Genomic DNA, 22504 nt, shown 5'->3' on the forward strand with positions numbered 1-22504 from the left:
CTTCGTCCTTGAATTGAAGGAAACGCGTGTGAATATCCAAGCACTTATTAATGACAAAGTATCTCAGGCTCTAGAAGCCGCTGGCGCACCTGCAGGCAGTCCTGCGGCAGTACGCCAATCAGCAAAGCCACAATTTGGTGACTACCAAGCAAACGGCGTAATGGGCGTTGCTAAAAAACTGGGTACTAACCCACGAGAATTTGCACAGAAAGTACTGGATGTTCTAGACCTAGACGGTATTGCGAGCAAGACAGAAATCGCAGGTCCTGGTTTCATCAACATTTTCCTAAGCGAAGAGTTCCTAGCAAAACAAGCGGAAGCAGCATTGGCTGACTCACGTCTTGGCGTTGCGGCAGACGAAGCTCAAACTATCGTTGCTGACTACTCTGCACCAAACGTTGCTAAAGAAATGCACGTTGGTCACCTACGTTCAACCATCATCGGTGATGCAGTAGTACGTACTCTTGAGTTCCTAGGTCACAAAGTGATCCGTGCGAACCACATCGGTGACTGGGGTACTCAGTTCGGTATGCTTATCGCAAACCTTGAGCGTGTACAACAAGAGTCTGGCGAAGTTTCTATGGAGCTGGCTGACCTTGAAGGCTTCTACCGTGAGTCTAAGAAACTATACGACGAAGACGAAGAATTCGCAGTGAAAGCACGTAACTACGTTGTGAAACTGCAAAGCGGCGACGAGTTCTGCGCAGAAATGTGGAAGAAGCTGGTTGACGTAACTATGATCCAAAACCAGCGTAACTACGATCGTCTAAACGTATCTCTATCTCGTGATGACGTAATGGGCGAGAGCATGTACAACGACATGCTACCTAAGATCGTAGCGGACCTTAAAGCACAAGGTCTTGCAGTTGAAGATGACGGCGCGCAAGTTGTGTTCCTTGAAGAATTCAAGAACAAAGACGGCGAAGCGATGGGCGTTATCGTTCAGAAACGCGACGGCGGCTTCCTATACACAACAACGGACATCGCATGTGCGAAATACCGTTACGAAGAACTAGGCGCAGACCGCGTACTTTACTTCATCGACTCTCGTCAACACCAACACCTAATGCAAGCTTGGACTATCGTTCGTAAAGCGGGTTACGTGCCAGAGTCAGTATCTCTTGAGCACCACGCGTTCGGTATGATGCTAGGTAAAGATGGTAAGCCATTCAAGACTCGTGCAGGCGGTACGGTTCGTCTTGCTGATCTTCTAGATGAAGCAGAAGTTCGTGCAGCACAACTGATCGAATCTAAGAACCCAGAACTAGCAGAAGACGAGAAGAAAGCGATCGCGAACACAGTTGCAATGGCAGCGGTTAAATACGCAGACCTTTCTAAGCACCGCACCACGGACTACGTGTTCGATTGGGACAACATGCTAGCGTTCGAAGGTAACACTGCACCGTACATGCAATACGCTTACACTCGCGTAGCATCTGTATTCGCTAAAGCTGGCGTTTCTATGGATGATCTACAAGGTGAAATTAAGATCACTGACGAGAAAGAAAAAGCGCTTATCGCAAAACTTATGCAGTTCGAAGAAGCGGTTCAATCTGTTGCTCGCGAAGGTCAACCACACATCATGTGTAGCTACCTATTCGAACTAGCAGGTCAGTTCTCTAGCTTCTACGAAGCGTGCCCTATCCTAGTTGCTGAAGACGAAGCAGTGAAACAAAGCCGCCTGAAACTGGCAGCACTAACAGCGAAGACCATCAAGCAAGGTCTGTCGCTACTAGGTATCGATACTCTAGAGCGTATGTAAGCGATTCTAGAATCGAGACGATTTAGAAAGGTTGGCGTGAAAGCGTCAACCTTTTGTTTTATCTGGCGTATACTGATGTCATTCAATTCAAATCGGATAATATAATGAGTTTTGAACTGCACCCTCAATTGGCAAAAGACACTACCGTTATCGGTCACTTCCCACTGTGTGTGGCACTTCTGCATAAAGACAATGCCGTGCCATGGGTTATCTTGGTACCAAAACGTGCAAACCTAAAAGAGCTTCACCATTTGCCAATGAAAGAACAGCAACAGTTTTTGCTAGAGTCTCAGGCAGTAAGCCAAGCACTAGAAGCAACATTCCGTCCAGACAAGTTAAACCTAGGCGCACTAGGTAACATGGTACCTCAGCTACACATTCACCATATTGCTCGCTTCAAAGATGACGTAGCATGGCCGGGACCAGTTTGGGGCAACACCAAAGGTGAATTCCGTACAGAAGAAGAGCAAAACGAATTGCTTGGCCGTATTAAAAACGTGCTATCACTGAGCTCTATTTTCCAAAAAGCATAGCCGCTGTCAGCGAAAATAATTCGCCTTTGAATACGGCTGAAACAGACAGAGAAAGATTAATACGCATTTGTAACAATCTTTCTCATTTTTCTAGGATTATCACTAAAATAAAACTTGTTTAGACTGCCAACTCAGTTAGAGAGGGTCATCATGAAACAAGTCTTCAACACATTCCGATACGTCAGCTGGATCGCCATCATCTGTTCTATGGCTGCTTCATTCTTGCTTTTTGTTATGGGCGCAGCAAAAACCTATTCGGCATTTGCGGTCTTCATTCTCAATCAAACACCTCCAGAAGCACTCGCACATTTAGATAAAGCAGACATCGCGATCGCGTATTTGATCAAATCACTGGATACGTTTCTTGTCGCACTAGTTTTGTTCATCTTTGCTCACGGCATCTACACACTGTTTATTTCCAACAAAGCTAAAGCGAAAACACAAGAACAGTCGGTTTTGCATTGGATCAGAACCCCAAACATCGGTCACCTAAAAAACATTTTGGCTGAAGTCATCATCGTGATCTTGTTTGTGAAGTTCTTAGAGCTCGTGCTGATTAACTTCGACAGCTTAGATTGGACGATCTTAACATTACCTATTTCGATTTTAGTTTTAAGTCTTGGTTTGAAGTTCCTAGGGTTAGGCGCGACTAAACACTCTGAAGAACATTAATTTCTCTGTATTCACAAACAATAACCAGCAAAAGAAAAGCCGCATCATTGCTGATGCGGCCTTGTCGTTTTTACATGATAACTTTTTAGGTGACTAATTTTGACAATCGCTACATGGTGACTGTCAAAGACAAACCATCTTGTTTAGTCACTGAGTAGCGAACACGAGTCACGTCATGAGCTTTATTAGTGTCGACTAGGCGGCTAATTTTGCCCTTCTTAATCCACACGTTTAACATCGCGTCAGCGCCATCTTCACTCATCCCAAACTGTTTAGCCAGATCTGACTGGGAGACGGTTCCTTTGTCTGCAATGTATTGATAAAGCTCTTTTAAAATCATGCTACTTGCGCCTCTAATGCACCGTTTTGTTTCTTACCAACTTGTTTGAACACGCGGTAGGTACCAAAGAAGATAGCAACGATCACAGCCATCCAAATACCACTTGTCACTGGGCTATCTGCGAAATGCGTCAATTGGTTGTAGAACGTCGCACATAGGTAAGCTAAGCCCATTGTCCAAACCGCGATAAAGCGTGCGAACTTATGACCAAACTCACGTACGTAAGCCCCCATCGCCGCCACACAAGGTGTGTACAGTAGGATAAAGATTAGGTAAGCAAATGCGGCATTGCCAGAAGCAAACTGCGATTTGATGTTACCGAAGATAGAAGCATCGACTTCTTGTTCTTCTGCAACTGCATTTGAGTCAGTTAAGTCACCAACTTCAATGCCTAGTGGATCTGAGTAGCTCAAACCGGCTAGGTTTTCAGGGATACTCATTACTGCCTCTTCTAGGCTGCCCATTAGGTCAAATTCTGCGTCTTCACCATCGCTTGGTGTAGTGTATAGGCTGTTAAGCGTACCAACTACCGCCTCTTTTGCGAAGATACCGGTAATGATACCTACCGTCGCCGGCCAGTTGTCTTCTTGAACACCGATTGGCGCGAATACTGGAGTCACAACTTGCGCTGCTTTAGAAAGCACAGAGTTTTCGCTGTCTTCGTTACCAAAGCTGCCATCAGTACCCAATGAGTTGAAGAAACTCAGAATAGCAACAACGATAACGATGGTTTTACCTGCACCAAGAACGAAGCGCTTTAGCTTTTGCCAAGTTTTGATCACCACGTTTTGTAACGTTGGAAGCTCATAGTCAGGCATTTCCATTACTAGGCTGTCACTGCTACCTGGGTAAAGCGTGTGCTTAAGGAAAAGCCCCGTGAAGATCGCTGCCACAATACCAAGTAGGTAAAGTGCGAATACAATGTTCTGACCAGAGCCTGGGAAGAATGCCGCAGCGAATAGTGCGTATACTGGTAGACGAGCACCACATGACATAAATGGCGCCATAGATGCAGCTAGTTTACGCTCACGTTCTTGGTCTAGAGTACGAGTTGCCATGATTGACGGTACGTTACAACCGAAACCAAGAACCAACGGTACAAATGCTTTGCCCGGTAGACCAATCTTCTGCATCACTTTATCTAGTACGAATGCGGCACGAGCCATGTAGCCTGAGCTTTCAAGTACCGCTAAGAACAGGTACAAACACGCGATAACTGGAATAAAGGTTGCAACCGTTTGGATACCACCACCAATACCATCAGCAAGCACCGTCACTAACCACACAGGCAAATGACCGTCTAACAAGTGGTGTCCACCATCAACCAACAGAGCACCGACACCGATATCAAAGAAGTCGATGAACGCACTACCAATGTTGATAGAGAACATGAACATTAGGTACATAACAATGAAGAAGAATGGAATGCCCACCCACTTGTTCAAGATAAATTGGTCTAGCTTTTCAGTCACACTGCGACTTAGCTTGCCCTCACTGCGACGTACTTTCTTGCACTCTTCATGAAGGTGTGTGTATTTTGTATCTGCAACATGTAAGTCAACATCAAGCTCAAGTTCTGCAATTGTGTTTTCAACGCTATTGCGATCAGCATCCGACATGCTGTTAAGAACCAGTGCGTCTTTTTCTAGTGCACGAATTGCTAGAGCACGGTTAGAAACGGTTTGATCATTGAAAAGAGCCGAAACGTTGTTGATCGCCGCTTCCATTTGTTCGCCGTAATTCAAAGCGATGTCTTTTAGTGCAACACCTTGAACCACTGACTTGTGCAACTTCTCTTTAAATTCTGCAACTTGTGCTTTATTTGTCGCTGATAGGCTAACGACTGGACAACCCAAGGTTTTTTCTAGTTCTGCAACATTGATGACTTGGCGTTCACGCTTAAGTGCGTCCATTTTGTTTAATACAACAATCATAGGACGACCAAGTTCACGCAGTTGTAGCGTCATGTATAAGCTGCGCTCAAGACTCGTTGCGTCTACTACGTTGATAATCAGATCAGCAGGGTGCGTCAAAACCGCACGCGATGCGATAGATTCGTCGATACTATTGCTATCATTGCCACTGTCGAGAGAGTAGATACCCGGAAGGTCCGTCAGAAGAAATTCATCACCAGCATGTTTGAACTGACCAGTTTTCTTTTCAACCGTTACACCAGCCCAGTTACCAACTTGTTGTTTTGCACCAGTCAGGCCATTAAAAAGTGTGGTTTTACCGCTGTTTGGGTTACCAACAGTAAGAATTTGGTATTGCATTATGCTCGCTCCACTTCGATGTTTTGCGCAATAGTCTCTCGTAATGCAACAGAAACACCACGAACTTCAACTTGCAGTGGGTCTCCCATTGGTGCGCGTCGAATAACTTTAACCTCAGTATTAGGAAGTAGTCCCATTACCATTAGCTTTTTTCTGACGTCCGACGTAAGTCCTTCTAACAACCGAATTGTCACTGTTTCGCCAGGTTTGATTTCTGATAGCTTCATAGTGGCCCTTAAGAGTAGTGCAAATGATAAATATTATTATTAATAGTATAGGTCGCTAATGTTACTCTTCTATACCCTCTCATTCATTGTGTGAAATCAAAGATTTCATTAATGCTTTTGGCGAAATCTAACGTCAACTCCGTTAATTAATTTCACGTCATTTTCGTCAAAATTGAATATTTTCAGACAAATGCAAATTAACACAAGCATAACATTTGCAGTTTCGAAAAATTAAAAAATCAATAAATTCAGCACCTTAAATAAAAAAAGGCAACTTGTCGCTTTTCTCACATAAAGCTGTCGTTATTTTTATAAGAAAAATAAGTAAGGTCTCGTATAGTTAACCCATCGAGAGACAACAGCCTCTCAAAAGAATTCCAGAGGTGGCATGGCAACATGTCACTCCGGCAGCAAGCGAAGGTGTCATTGACACCCGTGGTATAGTCCCCCCGGCTATACCACGATATTTTTTTCTTCTCTTTCTTCATTCGCTTCTCAATTAAGTCCCAATAATTCCTAAACGTTTTACTCGAACAAATCCCTGTTATTCTCATTATCTATCACAACACTATATCGCCATTGTGCTGCACGTACTCTGCGTTATATAGCTCGAGCCCTTTATCACGCATCACGCATCACGCCAGACTAAATGTCATTCCCTTGTGTCCAGAATCTATATTGAGCTCTTTACGATACCGTTCACCTTACAGACGTAAAAAAGCCCAACGCTAAGGCTGGGCTCGGTAATGTCGAATTAAGAGCTAGAGGCTTGTTTGGCTCTCTTGAGTCATTGCGAACTTAGAAGGTGGCAGCCCGAAATGTAGCTTAAACTTCTGGCTAAAGTACGACGGGTCATTAAAGCCGCAGTTAAAGGCAACTTCACTGATCTTCTCGCCAGCGAGCAATTGTTCACAGGCGGTTTCCAACCTAACTTCCGTTAAGTAGTCTTTCAATGTTCGTGAAGAAGCAGATTTAAATCGTCGTTGTAGGCTTCTTTCTGACATATAGAGCATCTTCGCTGCAGACGCTGTACCAAATTCTGGGTCGTGATAATGTTCTGCGACAAGTTGATACACTTTCATCAACCATTCTTGTTCCGGCGATGTATCTTGCTGTGGTTTCTCTACTTCTGCAAACTCCGGCAAGACCTCTTCGACATGACTCGGTTCTTGAGCACATGGCCACGTGATTTCAATTTTATTTTGAGCATCCGACGCAAACATAGATAAATGACCACCGCTGACCGCCACCAATTGAGGCAAATTATCCATACTTAAGTCAACATTGCTGCTGTTTGATGGTCGCATCGTCGAAACCTTACTCGGTAACTGGGTACCATGATCGATAAAACTTAACGAGACAATGTCATTCCCCTCCTCCAATACCAACTTAACCGACTGCCCTCTAAAAGAGCGTTTAATAATATTGGCGAAGATGCTGTTAAAAATGACATCAAGATTAAAGCTTTCGAGTGAAATCCGGCTCGCTTTGTTGTCATCTTCTAACTCAACACTAATGCCAGCTTTAGTGAAGTCCTCTCGCCACACATCAACGACGGACTGGGTAATCTGGCTTAAGTTATAGTTTTGACTACCATTGCTGGTATCTTCTGGTGAGCTCTTAAGCTCGTTCAATTGCCAATAGGTTTTAGAAAGGTGATCTTGAGTTACTGAATCTAAATCCAGTGGAAGCTTATGGGCAATCGAATCCACACTGGATTTAATTGATTGTGCAACATGGTCCACCAGCAAGTTTCTCACTTGAATTTGCTTTCTAAGCTGTTGATTGCTCGTCAATAGAACTCGACTTTGATGACGTAACTGATTGGTTTTTAATGTCACCTGCGCCGCTAGATCACGGTTCGCTTGCAATACAAATCGCGAACGCCAGTACATCAGGAGTGCTAACGTTGCGATCGTAATTAACGTAAATCCAGATATTGCCAACTTTGACAAATACCAAGGCTTGAGTACCGTAAACTTAGATTCAAGTCCAATCAAACCAGAGGCGAGTTGTGAGTCATTACTTACTTGAAGGTGATAATCTCCGGAATTTAAGTGCTCTAGTGTTAACTGTCCACCTTCCAGAGATTGCCATTGTTCACTCTCATTCAAGCGATAGTAGAGGTTTTGGTTATCTGGTTTTGGCATCACACCAAACAAGAAACTCAATGAAGACCCATAAGGCAACTTCATATCTTCTAAGTCAGAGCTTCCTACTTGAACAACATCATTTTCCAACATGACTTGGCTAACAATAAGTTTGGACTCTGGCGTATTAGACACTAGCAGTTTTGATGAATCAGCTTTCACTAAACCGTATTGAGATCCAAAGATAAGTTGGCGGTCACTATCCTCTGAACGTCGAATCAGATTACAAACGCCTGGAAGAAATTCATTATTAATTAAGCCTGAAGAAGAGGAATAGTGCTTCATCAACTGACCGGAGAAATGGTAATAGCTTAACCCTACCGATGAAGCGAGCCAAACCCCTTCAGAATCACTCAGTAAACAAGCGGGCCGAGAGTTTGAAACACTCATTTCCATCACCTGCTTTTCGTTACGACCCGGGATGGTTCGAAAAACACCGTAAGCAGATGCAAACCATTGAGAGCCATCATTAGCAGTAATGATATCAAGCGACTCTCCATACTTTTCAGAGAAACGGTTAAAACGAATCCGCTCTCCATCATACTCATAGACACCGTGATCGGTACCAATCAGCAGCAACTCTTCTTTGTCATACAAACGGGTAATTTTGGCAGGTAGATACTGACTCACTAACCAGTCACTGCCAAAGTTACGCATTTCTTGCTTTTCAGCGTCGATATTAAACAGTTGATAACCACTTGATACCCACAATCGGCTCGCCCCGTCAGCCACAATATGATCAACGGCTCGTCCTGCAATGACTTGCAAATACGGGAAGGTCATTGGGGTTAAGTTCTCAAGATCGAATATCTCAAGGCCATTTGCTGTCGCTATCCATAACTTATCACCTTGAAAAGCGAACTCATTAATCTGAGAAGATAAATCTAAAACCTCACTAATTGCCTTAGGTCCTGAGCGATAAAGCTTATGATCATCAGCAAACCAAAGCGCACCATCAGGTCCCGTCAACGTTTGGCGGATTCGCCCAGAAAGTGTCAATTGATCGTAACTACTGAACGTTGTTCGCTCGAATTTTTTACTAAATAATGAGTAATAACGAATGCCTTGGTTGGTAGCAATCCACATACCGCCCATGTTGTCGTTCAATAACGAGTAGATCTTAGTGGTCGCTAATTCCAGCTCAAGGAAGCTTGCCGGGGTGACTTGAGTTACATCTCCGCTTAAGAACGAATACAAATAAAGCCCTTGCTCCGTTCCGACCCAATACTCTTGGTTGGTTTCTGCAAATGTAAGAACGTGAGATGTACCAATTCGAATGACAGGTTTATCTGGTTCGGAGATATTAAAAATCAGCGCGCCTTTTAGCGTTCCGACCAGAATCTCTCGACGAGTATGTGAGTAATACACTTTTTCTATGTAGTGTTTACCCGACGAAACAACATGGTTGAACTTGCTCCCCTCTGATAGATATACACCTGATGTCGTCGCTAACGCCCACTTCGTTTCGACGAAAATGGCGTCATTAATATAGACGTAACTGTTGTTACTATGCTGATAGAGTTGCAGTAAAGAGAAGGAGTTAAGTTCACTGGTTTCAATATTGTAGGTATAGAAATGCGCGCCGTCACTAACCCAGATAAAATTGCCAGATGAGCCAATCTTACGAATTTGAGAACCAGGATTGAGACTAAAGACCAAGCGACGTTCTTGGTTAGGGTAAGTCTGATATACCTCGTTTTCGATAAACGTCCAGAATGAGCCTTTGTGGTATGCCAGTTGTTCTACTTTCGCTCGTAGAAAACTGCCTGATTTTGGCAAAGTGGTTTGCCCATCATAAAACAGCACCCGTCCGTGGACATCGTGAATCCAAAGCCCACCATGCTCACCCGGGAACAATTTTTTTGCCGCAATAAAAGTCCCCTTAACCTGATTTGGCAAAGGGTAAAAGATCGCATTCGCTTCACTTGAAGCAAACGCTTGAAATGAGAGGATAAAAGCCCAGAAAAAGAGGGCTAATTGGCGCAGCAAGATAAAATCCTTACATGTATCAATACGTGCGACTCATGGTTCACTCATGCCTTCCATAGCTAAGTGTCTATATGGTTATTTTGAGCCGCTAATTATTGATAATGATATCTCAAATCCTTTGATAGAAAAGACTCACTGCGCTTAAGGTTTGTAATTCTTACTGCCAGATCACGTTAAAAACGTATTCCGTGTAGAGAAGCACAACACAATTGTTACTTTTCGCTCAAACATTGACTAAAGCTGTTGGACATTCCTTTAAGAAATTCGAAGTAACTTCCAGATTTCACCTCAACCTCACTACCCAGCGGATCAAGAACACCTGAACGAACGTCACTGCCGCGCATCACACTCTCAATAACCGCCGGAGTAAACTGAGGTTCAGAGAACACGCACGCTACATCACCGGTTCCCAACGTTTTACGGATACGAATCAGTGTTTTTGCACCAGGTTTACGGTCCGGTGAAACGGTGAAGTGACCCATTTGATTCAAACCATAACGCTCTTCAAAATACCCATAAGCATCATGGAATACGAAGTAACCTTTATCTTTGACTGGAGCAAGCTGCTGTTTAATCTCAGAATCAGTCGCGTTCAACTTTACTTCAAATTTCTTCAGGTTGTTGGCGTACGTATCGGCATGTACTGGATCAACTTCCGCTAACTTGTGTGCAATTGCATTAGCGACCTGTTGTACTGTTTCAACACCCAACCAAAAATGAGGGTCATGTGTACCATGGTCATGACCATCGTGATCATGAGAATGCTCGCTACCAAACTCTCGCAGCGACAAACCTGGAATTTGGCTTAGTGTCAGTGTGTTCCCTCTATCTGTCACCACTTTTTCAAGGAATGGTTCGAGGTCGTGCCCATACCAAATCACCAAATCCGCAGCAGCTACTTTCTGGACATCAGAAGGGCGCAACGCGTAATCATGCGGAGATGCATTGTTTTGTAGCAATACGTCCGGAGCTGTTACGCCTTCAGTAAGCTCGGTCGTGATCATTTGAATTGGTTTGATACTGGTTAACACAGTTACCGCGTGAGCAGGTAACGTTAATATTGCTGAGACAGCAAGAATAATAGCTCTTTTCATAGTTTTACTTGGGGTATGGCGTGGAAAGTGAGATAATGTTACATTATAACATTATTATTTTGCAAATGAGTTTCATTCATGTCTTCACTAGTCCGTCTTGAGCAACTGTGCGTCGAGTTTGACGAACGCAGAGTTCTCGACAATATCACTATGGAATTAGAAAAGGGCAAGATCACCACCCTAATTGGTCCCAACGGAGCGGGAAAATCGACATTAGTTAAAGTCATTCTAGGTCTCCAAAAACCGACCAGCGGTAAGTTAACGAAGCAACGTAAACTGAAAATTGGTTATGTTCCTCAGAAACTGAAACTCAACGATTCACTGCCACTCAATGTCATTCGCTTTTTGAACCTTGCTGGCAAGTATAGCAAGCAGGAATGTCTCGATGCGCTACGCCTTGTTGGAGCTGAGCATCTCATCGCAAGTAACATGCACCGTCTATCTGGCGGAGAGAACCAACGAGTATTGCTCGCACGCGCCCTACTACAACGTCCAGAATTGTTGGTATTAGATGAACCCGCTCAAGGAGTCGATGTTCAAGGTCAGATCGATCTCTATGACTTAATTGAGAGCATCCGCCACCGATTTGACTGCGGTGTGTTCATGGTGTCTCATGACTTGCACTTAGTGATGGCTAAAACTGACGATGTGATTTGCTTGCATCATCATGTGTGCTGCTCTGGCTCACCGGCAACCATCACCCAGCACCCTTCTTACATTGCGCTGTTTGGTAATGCGACTCGAGAATCTCTGGCTTTTTACCATCATGATCATGAGCATCACCACCACGATTTAGCGGGTTCACCAGTCACTGGCGATGCTACATCTTGTTCAAACCATTCTCACGGACATCATCATCATGATTGAGTTTTTATTGCCTTCAATTCTGGCTGGTATTGGTATTGCGATCATCGCAGGTCCACTTGGCTCATTCGTGGTTTGGCGAAAAATGGCTTACTTTGGCGATACCCTTGCTCACGCCTCGTTAATGGGGTTAGCGCTGGGCTTTTTACTCAATGTAAACCTATATCTTGCGCTACTAGTTTGCTGTTTAGCGTTAGCGGTCCTGCTTGTGACTCTGCAAAAACAACAGCTTGTGGCGACAGATACCTTGCTTGGTATTTTGGCGCACAGTGCGCTGTCCATTGGTTTAGTGTCCGTCAGTTTCTTAGACAACGTTCGCGTAGATCTTATGAGCTACCTATTCGGTGACTTGCTTGCGGTCTCGCCACAAGATCTGATGTTCATCTACGCTGGTGTTGTTGCTGTAAGTGCGTGTTTGTACATCTTTTGGCGCCCACTGCTCTCCAGCACAGTCAGCGAAGAGCTTGCCGCCGTGGAGGGCGTGAATACCGATCTAGTGCGTTTGGTATTAATGCTGATGGTGGGTGTGGTCATCGCAGTAGGTATGAAGTTTGTTGGCGCATTGATCATGACTTCTCTACTGATTATCCCTGCAGCCACTGCGCGTAAAGTTTCCTCATCACCAGAGCAAATGGCATTGTTTGCCTCGATTATCGGTTCGATTGCAGTGTTAATGGGGTTAAGCCTATCTTGGCACTTCGATACGCCAGCAGGTCCTTCTGTTGTCATTAGTGCAACATTCCTGTTTATGCTTAGCCAATTGATTAGACGTAAAGCCTAATGCACTGATAGAAAAAGAAAAGCCTGCGAAATCGCAGGCTTTTTTGATGCTTTTGTAATGGTTTGGTTGATTACCAACCTGTCACTTCACGTAGACCTTTGCCAATCTCTGCTAGAGATTTCACAGTCTTAACGCCAGCCGCTTCTAGTGCTGCGAATTTGTCTTCAGCAGTACCTTTGCCACCAGAGATAATCGCACCAGCGTGACCCATACGTTTACCAGGAGGAGCCGTTACACCAGCAATGTAAGAAACCACAGGCTTCGTTACGTTTTCTTTGATGTAAGCAGCAGCTTCTTCTTCCGCAGTACCACCAATTTCACCAATCATTACGATTGCTTCAGTTTCTGGGTCTTCTTGGAAAAGTTTAAGGATATCGATAAAGTTTGAACCAGGAATTGGGTCACCACCGATACCAACACACGTTGATTGACCGAAGCCTTCATCCGTTGTTTGCTTAACCGCTTCGTACGTTAGAGTACCTGAACGAGAAACGATACCTACTTTACCTTTCTTGTGAATATGACCAGGCATGATACCGATCTTACATTCATCAGGTGTGATAACACCCGGACAGTTTGGACCGATCATGCGAACGCCAGTTTCTTCTAGCTTCACTTTAACATCGATCATATCTGTTGTTGGGATGCCTTCCGTGATGGTCACGATAAGCTCAATACCCGCATCAATCGCTTCTAGGATTGCATCTTTACAGAATGGCGCTGGTACGTAGATTACTGTTGCTGTTGCGCCAGTCACTTCGACTGCTTCACGTACAGTGTTGAATACAGGAAGACCAAGGTGAGTTTGACCACCTTTACCTGGAGATACACCACCAACCATTTGTGTACCGTAAGCAATTGCCTGCTCTGAGTGGAAAGTACCTTGACCACCCGTGAAGCCCTGACAGATTACTTTAGTGTCTTTGTTAATTAGTACAGACATTATTTAGCCTCCGCAGCAGCAACAACTTTCTGAGCAGCATCTGTTAGCGACTCAGCAGCAATGATATCAACATCAGAATTAGCAAGAACTTCGCGACCTAGGTCAGCGTTAGTACCTTCAAGACGAACAACAACAGGTACCGTTACACCAACTTCTTTCACTGCACCAATGATGCCTTCTGCGATCATGTCACAACGAACGATACCGCCGAAGATGTTGACTAGAACTGCTTTCACGTTGTCATCAGATAGGATGATCTTGAACGCTTCCGCTACACGCTCTTTTGTTGCACCGCCACCTACGTCTAGGAAGTTAGCCGGCTTGCCACCGTGTAGGTTTACGATGTCCATTGTACCCATCGCCAGACCTGCACCATTAACCATACAGCCAACATTGCCGTCTAGTGCTACGTAGTTCAGTTCCCACTGAGCTGCGTGCGCTTCACGCTCATCTTCTTGTGAAGGATCGTGCATTTCACGAAGCTTAGGCTGACGGTATAACGCGTTTGAGTCGATGTTGATCTTACCGTCAAGACACAGCAGGTTGCCTTCGCCAGTAATAACCAGTGGGTTGATCTCTAGTAGCGCTAGGTCGTACTGAGAAAACATAGTGCCAAGACCCATGAAGATCTTAACGAATTGTTTGATTTGGTCACCTTCAAGACCAAGTTTGAACGCGAGCTCACGACCTTGGTAAGCCTGAGGACCTACTAGTGGATCGATTGCTGCTTTGTGGATTAGCTCCGGTGTTTCTTCCGCAACTTTTTCGATTTCCACACCACCTTCAGTTGAAGCCATGAATACGATCTTACGGCTTGCACGGTCTACAACCGCACCAAGGTAAAGTTCGTTAGCAATGTTAGATGCTTCTTCTACAAGGATTTTAGTAACAGGCTGACCATTTGCGTCTGTTTGGTAAGTAACCAAGTTCTTACCTAGCCATTTTTGTGCGAATTCTTTTACACCATCTTTTGTATCGTGTAGCTCTACGCCACCCGCTTTACCGCGACCGCCAGCGTGAACCTGACACTTTACAACTTTCTTTTCAGTAGTGATGCGACCCGCTGCTTCAAAAGCTTCTTGTGGCGTATCACATGCGTAGCCTTCCGGTACAGGCAAACCGAATTCTGCAAACAGCTGTTTGGCTTGGTATTCATGCAAATTCATTTTGATATTCCGTTTGTTTATCCCTTAAGGGATTTATTATTTCCATAACACCACTTCATGCGGTGCGTCTGTAGGGTCTTCTCAAATCAACTGCTTATAGATTATATCGGGGGCAGTTCAAGTGAAGGCCAGACGCTGAGCCAGTCTAGCCTTGGATGCTGTAGGCGTCGAGCTATCAGGGACAACTCGACGTTTTAGCGATATTAAACGTCTAATAACAGACGCGCTGGATCTTCTAGTAGCTCTTTAATTGTTACTAGGAAACCCACTGACTCACGACCATCAATCAAACGGTGATCGTAAGATAGTGCTAGGTACATCATTGGCAAGATTTCTACTTTGCCATCAACCGCCATTGGACGCTCTTGGATCTTGTGCATACCCAAGATTGCTGATTGTGGTGGGTTAATGATTGGCGTAGACATCAATGAACCAAATACACCGCCGTTAGTGATAGTGAAGTTACCGCCCATCAACTCATCAACCGTTAGCTTGCCGTCACGACCTTTGATTGCTAGCTCTTTGATGCCTTTTTCGATGTCAGCAAAACCTAGCGTGTCACAGTCTTTTAGAACTGGCGTCACTAGACCGCGTGGCGTAGAAACCGCCATACTGATATCAAAGTAGTTGTGGTAAACGATGTCATCACCATCAATAGATGCATTCACTTCTGGGTAACGTTTTAGTGCTTCAGTTACTGCTTTCACATAGAAAGACATGAAGCCAAGACGAGTGCCGTGACGCTCTTCAAACTGGTCTTTGTACTGCTTACGAAGGTCCATGATTGGCTTCATGTTCACTTCGTTAAACGTAGTCAGCATCGCCGTGTTGTTTTTCGCTTCTAGAAGACGATTTGCCACTGTCTTACGTAGACGCGTCATTGGAACACGTTTTTGGCTGCGAGCTGCTGCAGGCGCTTCAACAGCTGCTGGAGCTTCTGCTTTCGGAGCTGCTTTTGCGTTTGCAAGGTGCGCTTCGATATCTTCGCGAGTAATGCGACCGCCAACACCAGAGCCTTTCACTTGGCTTGCTTCTAGACCGTGTTCAGCAAGAAGACGACGAACCGCAGGGCTTAACGCATCGTTGCTCTCTTCTGTCAGCGTTGCTTTATGACGCTTGTCAGGAGATGCTTCTTTGTCTTCTGTTGAATCTGTCGTTGGTTCGCCTGCTACGGCACCTGGCTTAAGTTTTGCGATCAACTGCTTAGAAAGTACTGTCGCACCTTCTTCTTCGATAATGGCTTCTAAAACGCCCGCTTCCGGAGCAGGTACTTCAAGCACGACTTTATCAGTTTCGATATCAACCAGAACTTCATCACGCTCGACTACGTCGCCTGGTTGTTTGTGCCATGTCGCTACGGTTGCGTCAGCAACTGATTCAGGTAAATCTGGAACCAGAATTTCAATTGTCATATCTGTTTCTTCCTTTAACTTCTAGTTCTTAATTCGAAGTTTTTGAGTTCACGTTCAGAGCGTCTTCAACCAACGCTTTTTGTTGTTTCAAGTGCACCGACATGTAGCCTACTGCTGGCGAAGCAGAAGCTGGGCGACCTGCGTATTTAAGATCTGCGCCTGCTGGAATAGCTGCACGGAAGTTGTGTTGGCTACAGTACCAAGCACCCTGGTTTTGAGGCTCTTCCTGACACCATACAAAGTCTTCAACATTCGTGTATTGCTCAATAGCGGCTTGAACTTCTTCCATCGGGAATGGGTATAGCTGCTCAATACGCACAATAGCAACATCATCTTGTTCGTTATTGCGACGCTGTTCTAGAAGGTCGAAATAAACCTTACCCGAACAGAACACAACACGTTTCACTTTGCTTGGTTCCAGATTATCGATTTCTGGAATCGCCGGCTGGAATGTACCTTCAGAAAGATCTTCCAAAGACGATGTACAAAGTGGATGACGCAGTAGCGACTTAGGTGACATAACAATCAGTGGACGACGCATTGGACGCACCACCTGACGACGGATCATGTGGTAAACCTGTGCTGGTGTAGATGGCACTACAACCTGCATGTTTTGTTCAGCACACAATTGTAGGTAACGTTCTAAACGCGCTGACGAGTGCTCAGGACCTTGACCTTCATAACCGTGTGGCAACAGCATCGTCAGACCACATAGACGAGCCCATTTTTGCTCACCCGACGAAATGAACTGGTCGATCACCACTTGCGCACCGTTTGCGAAATCACCAAATTGTGCTTCCCAAATGGTCAAACCGCTTGGCTCTGCCGTTGCGTAACCGTACTCAAACGCCAGTACCGCTTCTTCCGACAATACAGAGTCAAAGACTTGGAATGGACCTTGTTTGTCATGAATATTCGCTAGCGGGATGTAAGTGCTCGCATCGTTTTGGTTATGCAAAACAGAGTGGCGATGGAAGAAAGTACCACGACCTGAGTCCTGACCAGAGATACGAATACGCTTGCCATCGTCAACTAAGGTAGCGTACGCAAGTGTCTCTGCCATACCCCAATCTAATGGCTTCTCACCACTGATCATTGCAGCACGATCGTTGTAAAGCTTGTTTACACGGCTTTGTAGCTTATGGCTATCCGGGTATTGAATTAGGCGTTGACCAAGCTCTTTCAAGCGAGTTGAATCAAATTTGTTATCCCACTCAACATCCCAGTCGTGACCTAGATACGGAGACCAGTCAACAGAGTGAAGAGCCATTGGACGCCACTCTTTCACCACAACTTCACCTTTATCAAGCGCGTCGCGGTACTCATTCACAAGCTGAGTTGCTACTTCAATGTCTGATTCATTTTTATCGATCAGTACATCAGCGTATAGCTTACGTGGTGTTGGGTGCTTTTTGATTTTCTGGTACATCAACGGTTGAGTCGCATTCGGCTCATCCGCTTCGTTGTGACCATGACGACGGTAACAAACCAAATCAATCACAACATCACGCTTAAACTCGTTGCGGTAATCCAGAGCAATACGAGTGACAAAAGCAACTGCTTCTGGGTCGTCAGCGTTAACGTGGAAAATCGGAGCCTGTACCATCTTCGCAATATCAGTACAGTACATCGTCGAGCGAGTATCACGAGGGTTCGATGTTGTAAAACCAACTTGGTTGTTCACAACGATACGTACCGTACCGCCGACACAGAAGCCACGCGCTAGAGACATGTTAAACGTCTCTGCTACCACGCCCTGACCTGCAATTGCTGAGTCACCGTGAATAGTGATTGGCAGTACGCGGCTACCATCAAAATCACCAAGGCGATCTTGACGCGCACGAACCGAACCGATAACTACTGGGTTTACAATCTCAAGGTGAGATGGGTTAAATGCTAGCGCTAAGTGGACATCGCCACCTGGCGTTGCAAAGTCTGCAGAGAAACCTTGGTGGTACTTAACGTCACCCGTACCCCATGTTTCGTCATGTTTGCCTGCAAACTCGTCAAACAAATCTTGTGGCTTCTTACCTAGAACGTTGACTAGCATGTTCAAACGTCCACGGTGAGCCATACCGATAACCACTTCACGCATGCCGCTCTTACCAGCATGACGAATCAGCTCTTTTGTCATCGGAATTAGTGCATCACCACCTTCTAGAGAGAAACGTTTAGCGCCTGGGAACTTAGCACCCAAGTAACGCTCAAGACCTTCAGCAGCAGTTAGCTCCTCAAGGAATGTACGTTTTTCAGTTTTATCGAAAGATGGCTGACCAACCACAGACTCTAAACGTTGCTGAATCCAACGCTTCTGTTCTGTGTCTGTCATGTGCATGTATTCAGCACCAATAGAACCACAGTACGTTTTCTTCAGAGCTGAGTAGATGTCTTTCAACTGCATGGTTTCTTGCCCAATAGCAAAAGAACCTACGTTGAAAGTTTCTTCGAAGTCATCTTCGGTGAGATTGTGGAATGCAGGGTCTAGCTCCGCCACAGGTGGACGTTGCCATAGACCTAGAGGATCAAGCTCAGCAGCTTCATGACCGCGGAAGCGGTATGCGTTGATAAGCTGTAGAACTTTTACTTGCTTAGCGTCGACATCTGGATCACTAACTTGGACACTGTAATGCTTTGTTTCTTGAGCGAGTCGTCGGAAGTAGTCACGGACACGCGAATGCGGCTGTTCTGCCACTTCTTCTGAGTTTTTAGGCAACTCATCAAATACGCGTTTCCACTCCTCACTTACCAGATCGGGATCACTTAGATACAGTTCGTAGAGGTCCTCTACATACGTTGCATTGGCGCCAGCCAAGTGTGAAGACTCGAGCCATGCCTTCATCACGCCGTTGTGCATATTTTCCCTTAACCAGTAGTTTTCACGTTTGCTTCGGTCTGCGCCGAGCTATTAAGAGCCGACCCATTTGGGTCGGCAATTTTTGTTGTTAATTAAATCGAACGATTCACCAGCATCGACTTGATGTGACCGATGGCTTTCGTAGGATTTAGCCCCTTAGGACAAACACTTACACAATTCATGATGCCATGGCAACGAAAAACGCTAAATGCATCATCAAGATCGGACAAACGTTCATCAGTTGCTGTATCTCGGCTATCAATTAGCCAACGGTAAGCCGCTAAGAGACCAGCAGGGCCGATAAATTTATCTGGGTTCCACCAGAATGATGGACAAGAAGTTGTACAACATGCACACATAATACATTCATACAATCCATCTAAATGCGCACGTTCATCTGGCGATTGTAAGTTCTCTCGCGATGGTGGTAGAGCACCGTCATCAATCAAGAAAGGCTTAACTTTCGCATAGTTATCGTAGAACTGTGTCATGTCAACGATAAGATCACGTACTACTGGTAGGCCAGGTAACGGTCGGATGACAATCTTGTCACCTTGAAGCGCAGATAACGGAGTAATGCACGCTAGACCGTTTTTACCATTCATATTCAGACCATCAGATCCACATACCCCTTCACGACATGAACGACGGAATGCAATGCTCGGATCTTGCTCTTTTAGTAAAATCAGCGCGTCCAGAACCATCATGTCTGAGCCTTCTTCCACTTCAAGAACGTAGTCTTTCATGTAAGGTTTTGTGTCTACATCCGGGTTGTAACGGTATAAAGAGAAGTTCAGTTTCATAGTCATATCCTCCCTTTAGTAAGTACGTACTTTCGGAGGGAAAGCTTCACGATGAGTTGGCGTCATATTCACATCACGCTTAGTCATTGCTTCAGTTTCCGGGTTGTAGATTGAGTGGCATAGCCAATTTTCATCATCACGCTCAGGGAAGTCGAAGCGAGCATGTGCGCCACGGCTTTCAGTACGGTAGTTCGCCGCTACTGCTGTAGAGAATGCAGTTTCCATCAAGTTGTCTAGCTCTAAACACTCAATACGTTGCGTGTTGAATTCAGAAGACTTGTCAGCTAGGTGTGCATCTTTTAGGCGCTCACGAATCACTTTCAACTCTTCCAGACCTGTTGCCATTGCGTCGCCTTCACGGAATACCGAGAAGCTGTTTTGCATGCAAGATTGTAGATCTTTACGAATTTGAACTGGGTCTTCACCACCAGTGCTGTTCTCCCAACGCATAGTACGCGCTAGTGAAGCTTCGATGTCAGACTCTGTTGCTGGACGAGCTTCAGCTTGTGCAGCCAGTGTTTCGCCGAGGTGTAGACCTGTTGCGCGACCGAATACCACCAAATCAAGCAGTGAGTTGCCGCCCAGACGGTTTGCACCGTGTACCGATACAGAAGCAATTTCACCACAAGCGTATAGGCCTTGGACTTCGACATCATTACCGTCAGCAGTCTGTTTGATTGCTTGACCTGAAACTTGCGTTGGAACACCACCCATCATGTAGTGACAAGTTGGGATTACTGGAATTGGCTCTTTAACTGGATCAACGTGCGCGAATGTACGCGAAAGCTCACAGATACCAGGCAGACGAGACTCAAGAACATCTTTACCTAGGTGATCCAATTTCAGCTTGATGTGTGGGCCCCAAGGACCGTCACAACCACGACCTTCACGGATTTCAATCATCATAGAACGAGCTACTACGTCACGACCAGCAAGGTCTTTCGCGTTTGGCGCATAACGCTCCATGAAGCGCTCGCCATCTTTATTTAGAAGGTAACCACCTTCACCACGACAACCTTCTGTAACAAGAACACCTGCACCAGCAATACCCGTTGGGTGGAACTGCCACATTTCCATGTCTTGCATTGGAACGCCTGCGCGAAGTGCCATACCAACACCATCACCAGTATTGATGTGCGCGTTGGTAGTCGACGCGTAGATACGACCTGCACCACCTGTTGCTAGGATGGTTGCTTTCGATTTGAAGTAACAAATCTCACCCGTTTCCATACAGATAGCCGTACAACCCATGATCGCGCCGTCTTGGTTTTTCACCAAATCTAGAGCGTACCATTCAGAGAAAATGGTTGTTTTGTGTTTTACGTTTTGTTGGTAGAGCGTGTGAAGAAGTGCGTGACCAGTACGGTCTGCCGCTGCTGCTGTACGAGCCGCTTGCTCACCACCAAACTCTTTTGACTGACCACCAAATGGACGTTGGTAGATTGTTCCGTTATCAAAGCGAGAGAATGGAAGACCCATTTTTTCTAGTTCGATAACTGACTCAGGACCATTTTTACACATGTACTCAATCGCATTTTGGTCACCGATGTAATCAGAACCTTTTACCGTATCGTACATATGCCATTGCCAATCGTCCTTGTGCGAGTTACCAAGCGCAACTGTAATACCACCCTGCGCGGATACAGTATGAGAACGAGTTGGGAAAACTTTAGATAGCAAAGCACATGATAAGCCTTGCTCCGAAATTTGTAGTGCAGCGCGCATGCCCGCACCACCAGCGCCGATTACTACGGCATCAAACTCACGAACTGGAATAGACACTTACGCACCCCACAGAATAAATAGACCAGAGAAGACATAGCCGAACAGAACGGCAATAACACCAAGTTGAAGTGCACCGCGAAGTTTCGAGCACTTAATGTAATCGGTTAAGACTTGCCATAAACCAATCCACGCGTGAATCAGAATAGAAACAAGTGCCAACATGGTGAAAACTTTGGTGAAAGTACCACCAAAGAATTGGGTCCAAGATGCGTAAGAGATATCTGAGAAAGCACAGAAGCTCACTAGATAAATCGTATATAGCGTCATAATGATGGCTGAAGCACGAATCAATAAGAAATCGTGAACACCATTACGACCAAATGAAGAAACGTGTTTTACCATACCAAGATCCCCGCCAGTAGTGATAACACTGCAGTTGCACCAAATGCGACTTTAGCGCTCATCGCGCCTGAATCGAGTTCTTCGAAATGACCTAGGTCCATCAATAAGTGACGAACACCACCAGCAATGTGGTAGGCAAGTGCAGTTAGAATGCCCCATAGAATGAATTTCACGAAGAAGCTATCGACAATGTCAGCGGCTTCCATAAAACCCATCGGGGACGACAGAGAAATGGACAGTAACCAAAGTAATATACCCACCGCAACAAACGTAATCACACCAGATACACGGTGTAGGATTGACGCGATTGCTGTGATGGGAAAGCGGATGGTCTGTAAATCTAAATTAACAGGTCTTGACTTTCTTTCTTTCACGGGCTTGCTCACTCAGCTCCATTGAGCATTTATTGTTATAACCAATTTCAGCTTCCAAACGTACAAAAGTTAACATTTGATTAACAAATACTCGCAATAAGCTCGGAGATAATTGTAAACACTTTGTTAACAACCGGAGT

Annotated in this window: 18 protein-coding genes; 5 read left to right on the plus strand and 13 right to left on the minus strand. The window is 45.2% G+C overall.

Translation table 11 applies throughout. The features are described 5' to 3' along the window. Positions 1–28 precede the first annotated feature (28 nt). The 3 genes from argS to ABMY42_RS10400 all read left to right on the plus strand — a co-directional run bounded on the left by argS (position 29) and on the right by ABMY42_RS10400 (position 2967). The gene (gene argS, locus ABMY42_RS10390; RefSeq protein ID WP_005446437.1) at positions 29–1762 is read left to right on the plus strand and encodes an arginine--tRNA ligase; all 1734 of its coding nucleotides are present in this window, start codon (positions 29–31) and stop codon (positions 1760–1762) included. Between the two features lie 104 nt (positions 1763–1866). After that, the gene (locus ABMY42_RS10395; RefSeq protein WP_005446436.1) at positions 1867–2295 is read left to right on the plus strand and encodes an HIT domain-containing protein; all 429 of its coding nucleotides are present in this window, start codon (positions 1867–1869) and stop codon (positions 2293–2295) included. Positions 2296–2445: 150 nt separating this feature from the next. After that, positions 2446–2967 (plus strand): YqhA family protein, encoded by a 522-nt coding sequence (locus ABMY42_RS10400; RefSeq protein WP_005426711.1) that lies wholly within the window; start codon positions 2446–2448, stop codon positions 2965–2967. A gap of 109 nt (positions 2968–3076) precedes the next feature. On the opposite strand, the gene ABMY42_RS10405 is transcribed toward ABMY42_RS10400, so the two are convergent. The 5 genes from ABMY42_RS10405 to znuA all read right to left on the minus strand — a co-directional run bounded on the left by ABMY42_RS10405 (position 3077) and on the right by znuA (position 11040). Next, complete coding sequence (locus ABMY42_RS10405; protein ID WP_005382192.1) at positions 3077–3307, minus strand: FeoC-like transcriptional regulator; 231 nt, start codon at positions 3305–3307, stop codon at positions 3077–3079. Then, entirely contained in the window at positions 3304–5580 is a 2277-nt protein-coding gene (feoB, locus tag ABMY42_RS10410; RefSeq protein ID WP_005446432.1) for a Fe(2+) transporter permease subunit FeoB, read from the minus strand. The genes ABMY42_RS10405 and feoB overlap by 4 nt, the downstream gene beginning before the upstream one ends. Next, positions 5580–5807, minus strand: a complete 228-nt coding sequence (locus ABMY42_RS10415; protein ID WP_005426705.1) for a FeoA family protein — start codon at positions 5805–5807, stop codon at positions 5580–5582. The genes feoB and ABMY42_RS10415 overlap by 1 nt, the downstream gene beginning before the upstream one ends. Positions 5808–6568: 761 nt before the next feature. Then, complete coding sequence (locus ABMY42_RS10420) at positions 6569–9946, minus strand: helix-turn-helix domain-containing protein (protein ID WP_349266277.1); 3378 nt, start codon at positions 9944–9946, stop codon at positions 6569–6571. 212 nt (positions 9947–10158) lie between these two features. Beyond that, complete coding sequence (gene znuA, locus ABMY42_RS10425; protein ID WP_017188397.1) at positions 10159–11040, minus strand: zinc ABC transporter substrate-binding protein ZnuA; 882 nt, start codon at positions 11038–11040, stop codon at positions 10159–10161. A 78-nt stretch (positions 11041–11118) separates the two neighbouring features. Here znuA and znuC point away from each other — a divergent pair, with 78 nt between their 5' ends. After that, positions 11119–11907, plus strand: a complete 789-nt coding sequence (gene znuC, locus ABMY42_RS10430) for a zinc ABC transporter ATP-binding protein ZnuC (protein ID WP_009698581.1) — start codon at positions 11119–11121, stop codon at positions 11905–11907. Beyond that, complete coding sequence (gene znuB / locus ABMY42_RS10435) at positions 11900–12685, plus strand: zinc ABC transporter permease subunit ZnuB (protein WP_005446427.1); 786 nt, start codon at positions 11900–11902, stop codon at positions 12683–12685. The genes znuC and znuB overlap by 8 nt, the downstream gene beginning before the upstream one ends. A 70-nt stretch (positions 12686–12755) precedes the next feature. On the opposite strand, the gene sucD is transcribed toward znuB, so the two are convergent. The 8 genes from sucD to sdhC all read right to left on the minus strand — a co-directional run bounded on the left by sucD (position 12756) and on the right by sdhC (position 22376). After that, positions 12756–13628 carry a succinate--CoA ligase subunit alpha gene (gene sucD / locus ABMY42_RS10440; RefSeq protein ID WP_005436989.1) on the minus strand — a complete coding sequence of 291 codons (873 nt, stop codon included), beginning with the start codon at positions 13626–13628 and terminating at the stop codon, positions 12756–12758. Further along, the gene (gene sucC / locus ABMY42_RS10445) at positions 13628–14794 is read right to left on the minus strand and encodes an ADP-forming succinate--CoA ligase subunit beta (protein ID WP_005446426.1); all 1167 of its coding nucleotides are present in this window, start codon (positions 14792–14794) and stop codon (positions 13628–13630) included. Before sucC ends, sucD begins: the two co-directional genes overlap by 1 nt. A 203-nt stretch (positions 14795–14997) precedes the next feature. After that, a complete protein-coding gene (gene odhB / locus ABMY42_RS10450; protein WP_005426699.1) occupies positions 14998–16206 on the minus strand; it encodes a 2-oxoglutarate dehydrogenase complex dihydrolipoyllysine-residue succinyltransferase in 1209 nt (402 codons plus the stop codon). A 28-nt stretch (positions 16207–16234) separates the two neighbouring features. Beyond that, positions 16235–19060, minus strand: a complete 2826-nt coding sequence (sucA, locus tag ABMY42_RS10455; RefSeq protein ID WP_009698583.1) for a 2-oxoglutarate dehydrogenase E1 component — start codon at positions 19058–19060, stop codon at positions 16235–16237. A 92-nt stretch (positions 19061–19152) separates the two neighbouring features. Next, positions 19153–19863 carry a succinate dehydrogenase iron-sulfur subunit gene (locus tag ABMY42_RS10460; RefSeq protein WP_005446424.1) on the minus strand — a complete coding sequence of 237 codons (711 nt, stop codon included), beginning with the start codon at positions 19861–19863 and terminating at the stop codon, positions 19153–19155. 15 nt (positions 19864–19878) lie between these two features. Beyond that, a complete protein-coding gene (sdhA, locus tag ABMY42_RS10465; protein WP_009698584.1) occupies positions 19879–21645 on the minus strand; it encodes a succinate dehydrogenase flavoprotein subunit in 1767 nt (588 codons plus the stop codon). Next, positions 21646–21990, minus strand: a complete 345-nt coding sequence (gene sdhD / locus ABMY42_RS10470) for a succinate dehydrogenase, hydrophobic membrane anchor protein (protein WP_005446422.1) — start codon at positions 21988–21990, stop codon at positions 21646–21648. Next, complete coding sequence (gene sdhC, locus ABMY42_RS10475) at positions 21984–22376, minus strand: succinate dehydrogenase cytochrome b556 subunit (RefSeq protein ID WP_005446421.1); 393 nt, start codon at positions 22374–22376, stop codon at positions 21984–21986. Before sdhC ends, sdhD begins: the two co-directional genes overlap by 7 nt. Positions 22377–22504: the final 128 nt, after the last annotated feature.

The organism is Vibrio sp. SSH13-20 (assembly GCF_040104475.1).
GTDB classification, from domain to species: Bacteria; Pseudomonadota; Gammaproteobacteria; order Enterobacterales; family Vibrionaceae; genus Vibrio; species Vibrio harveyi.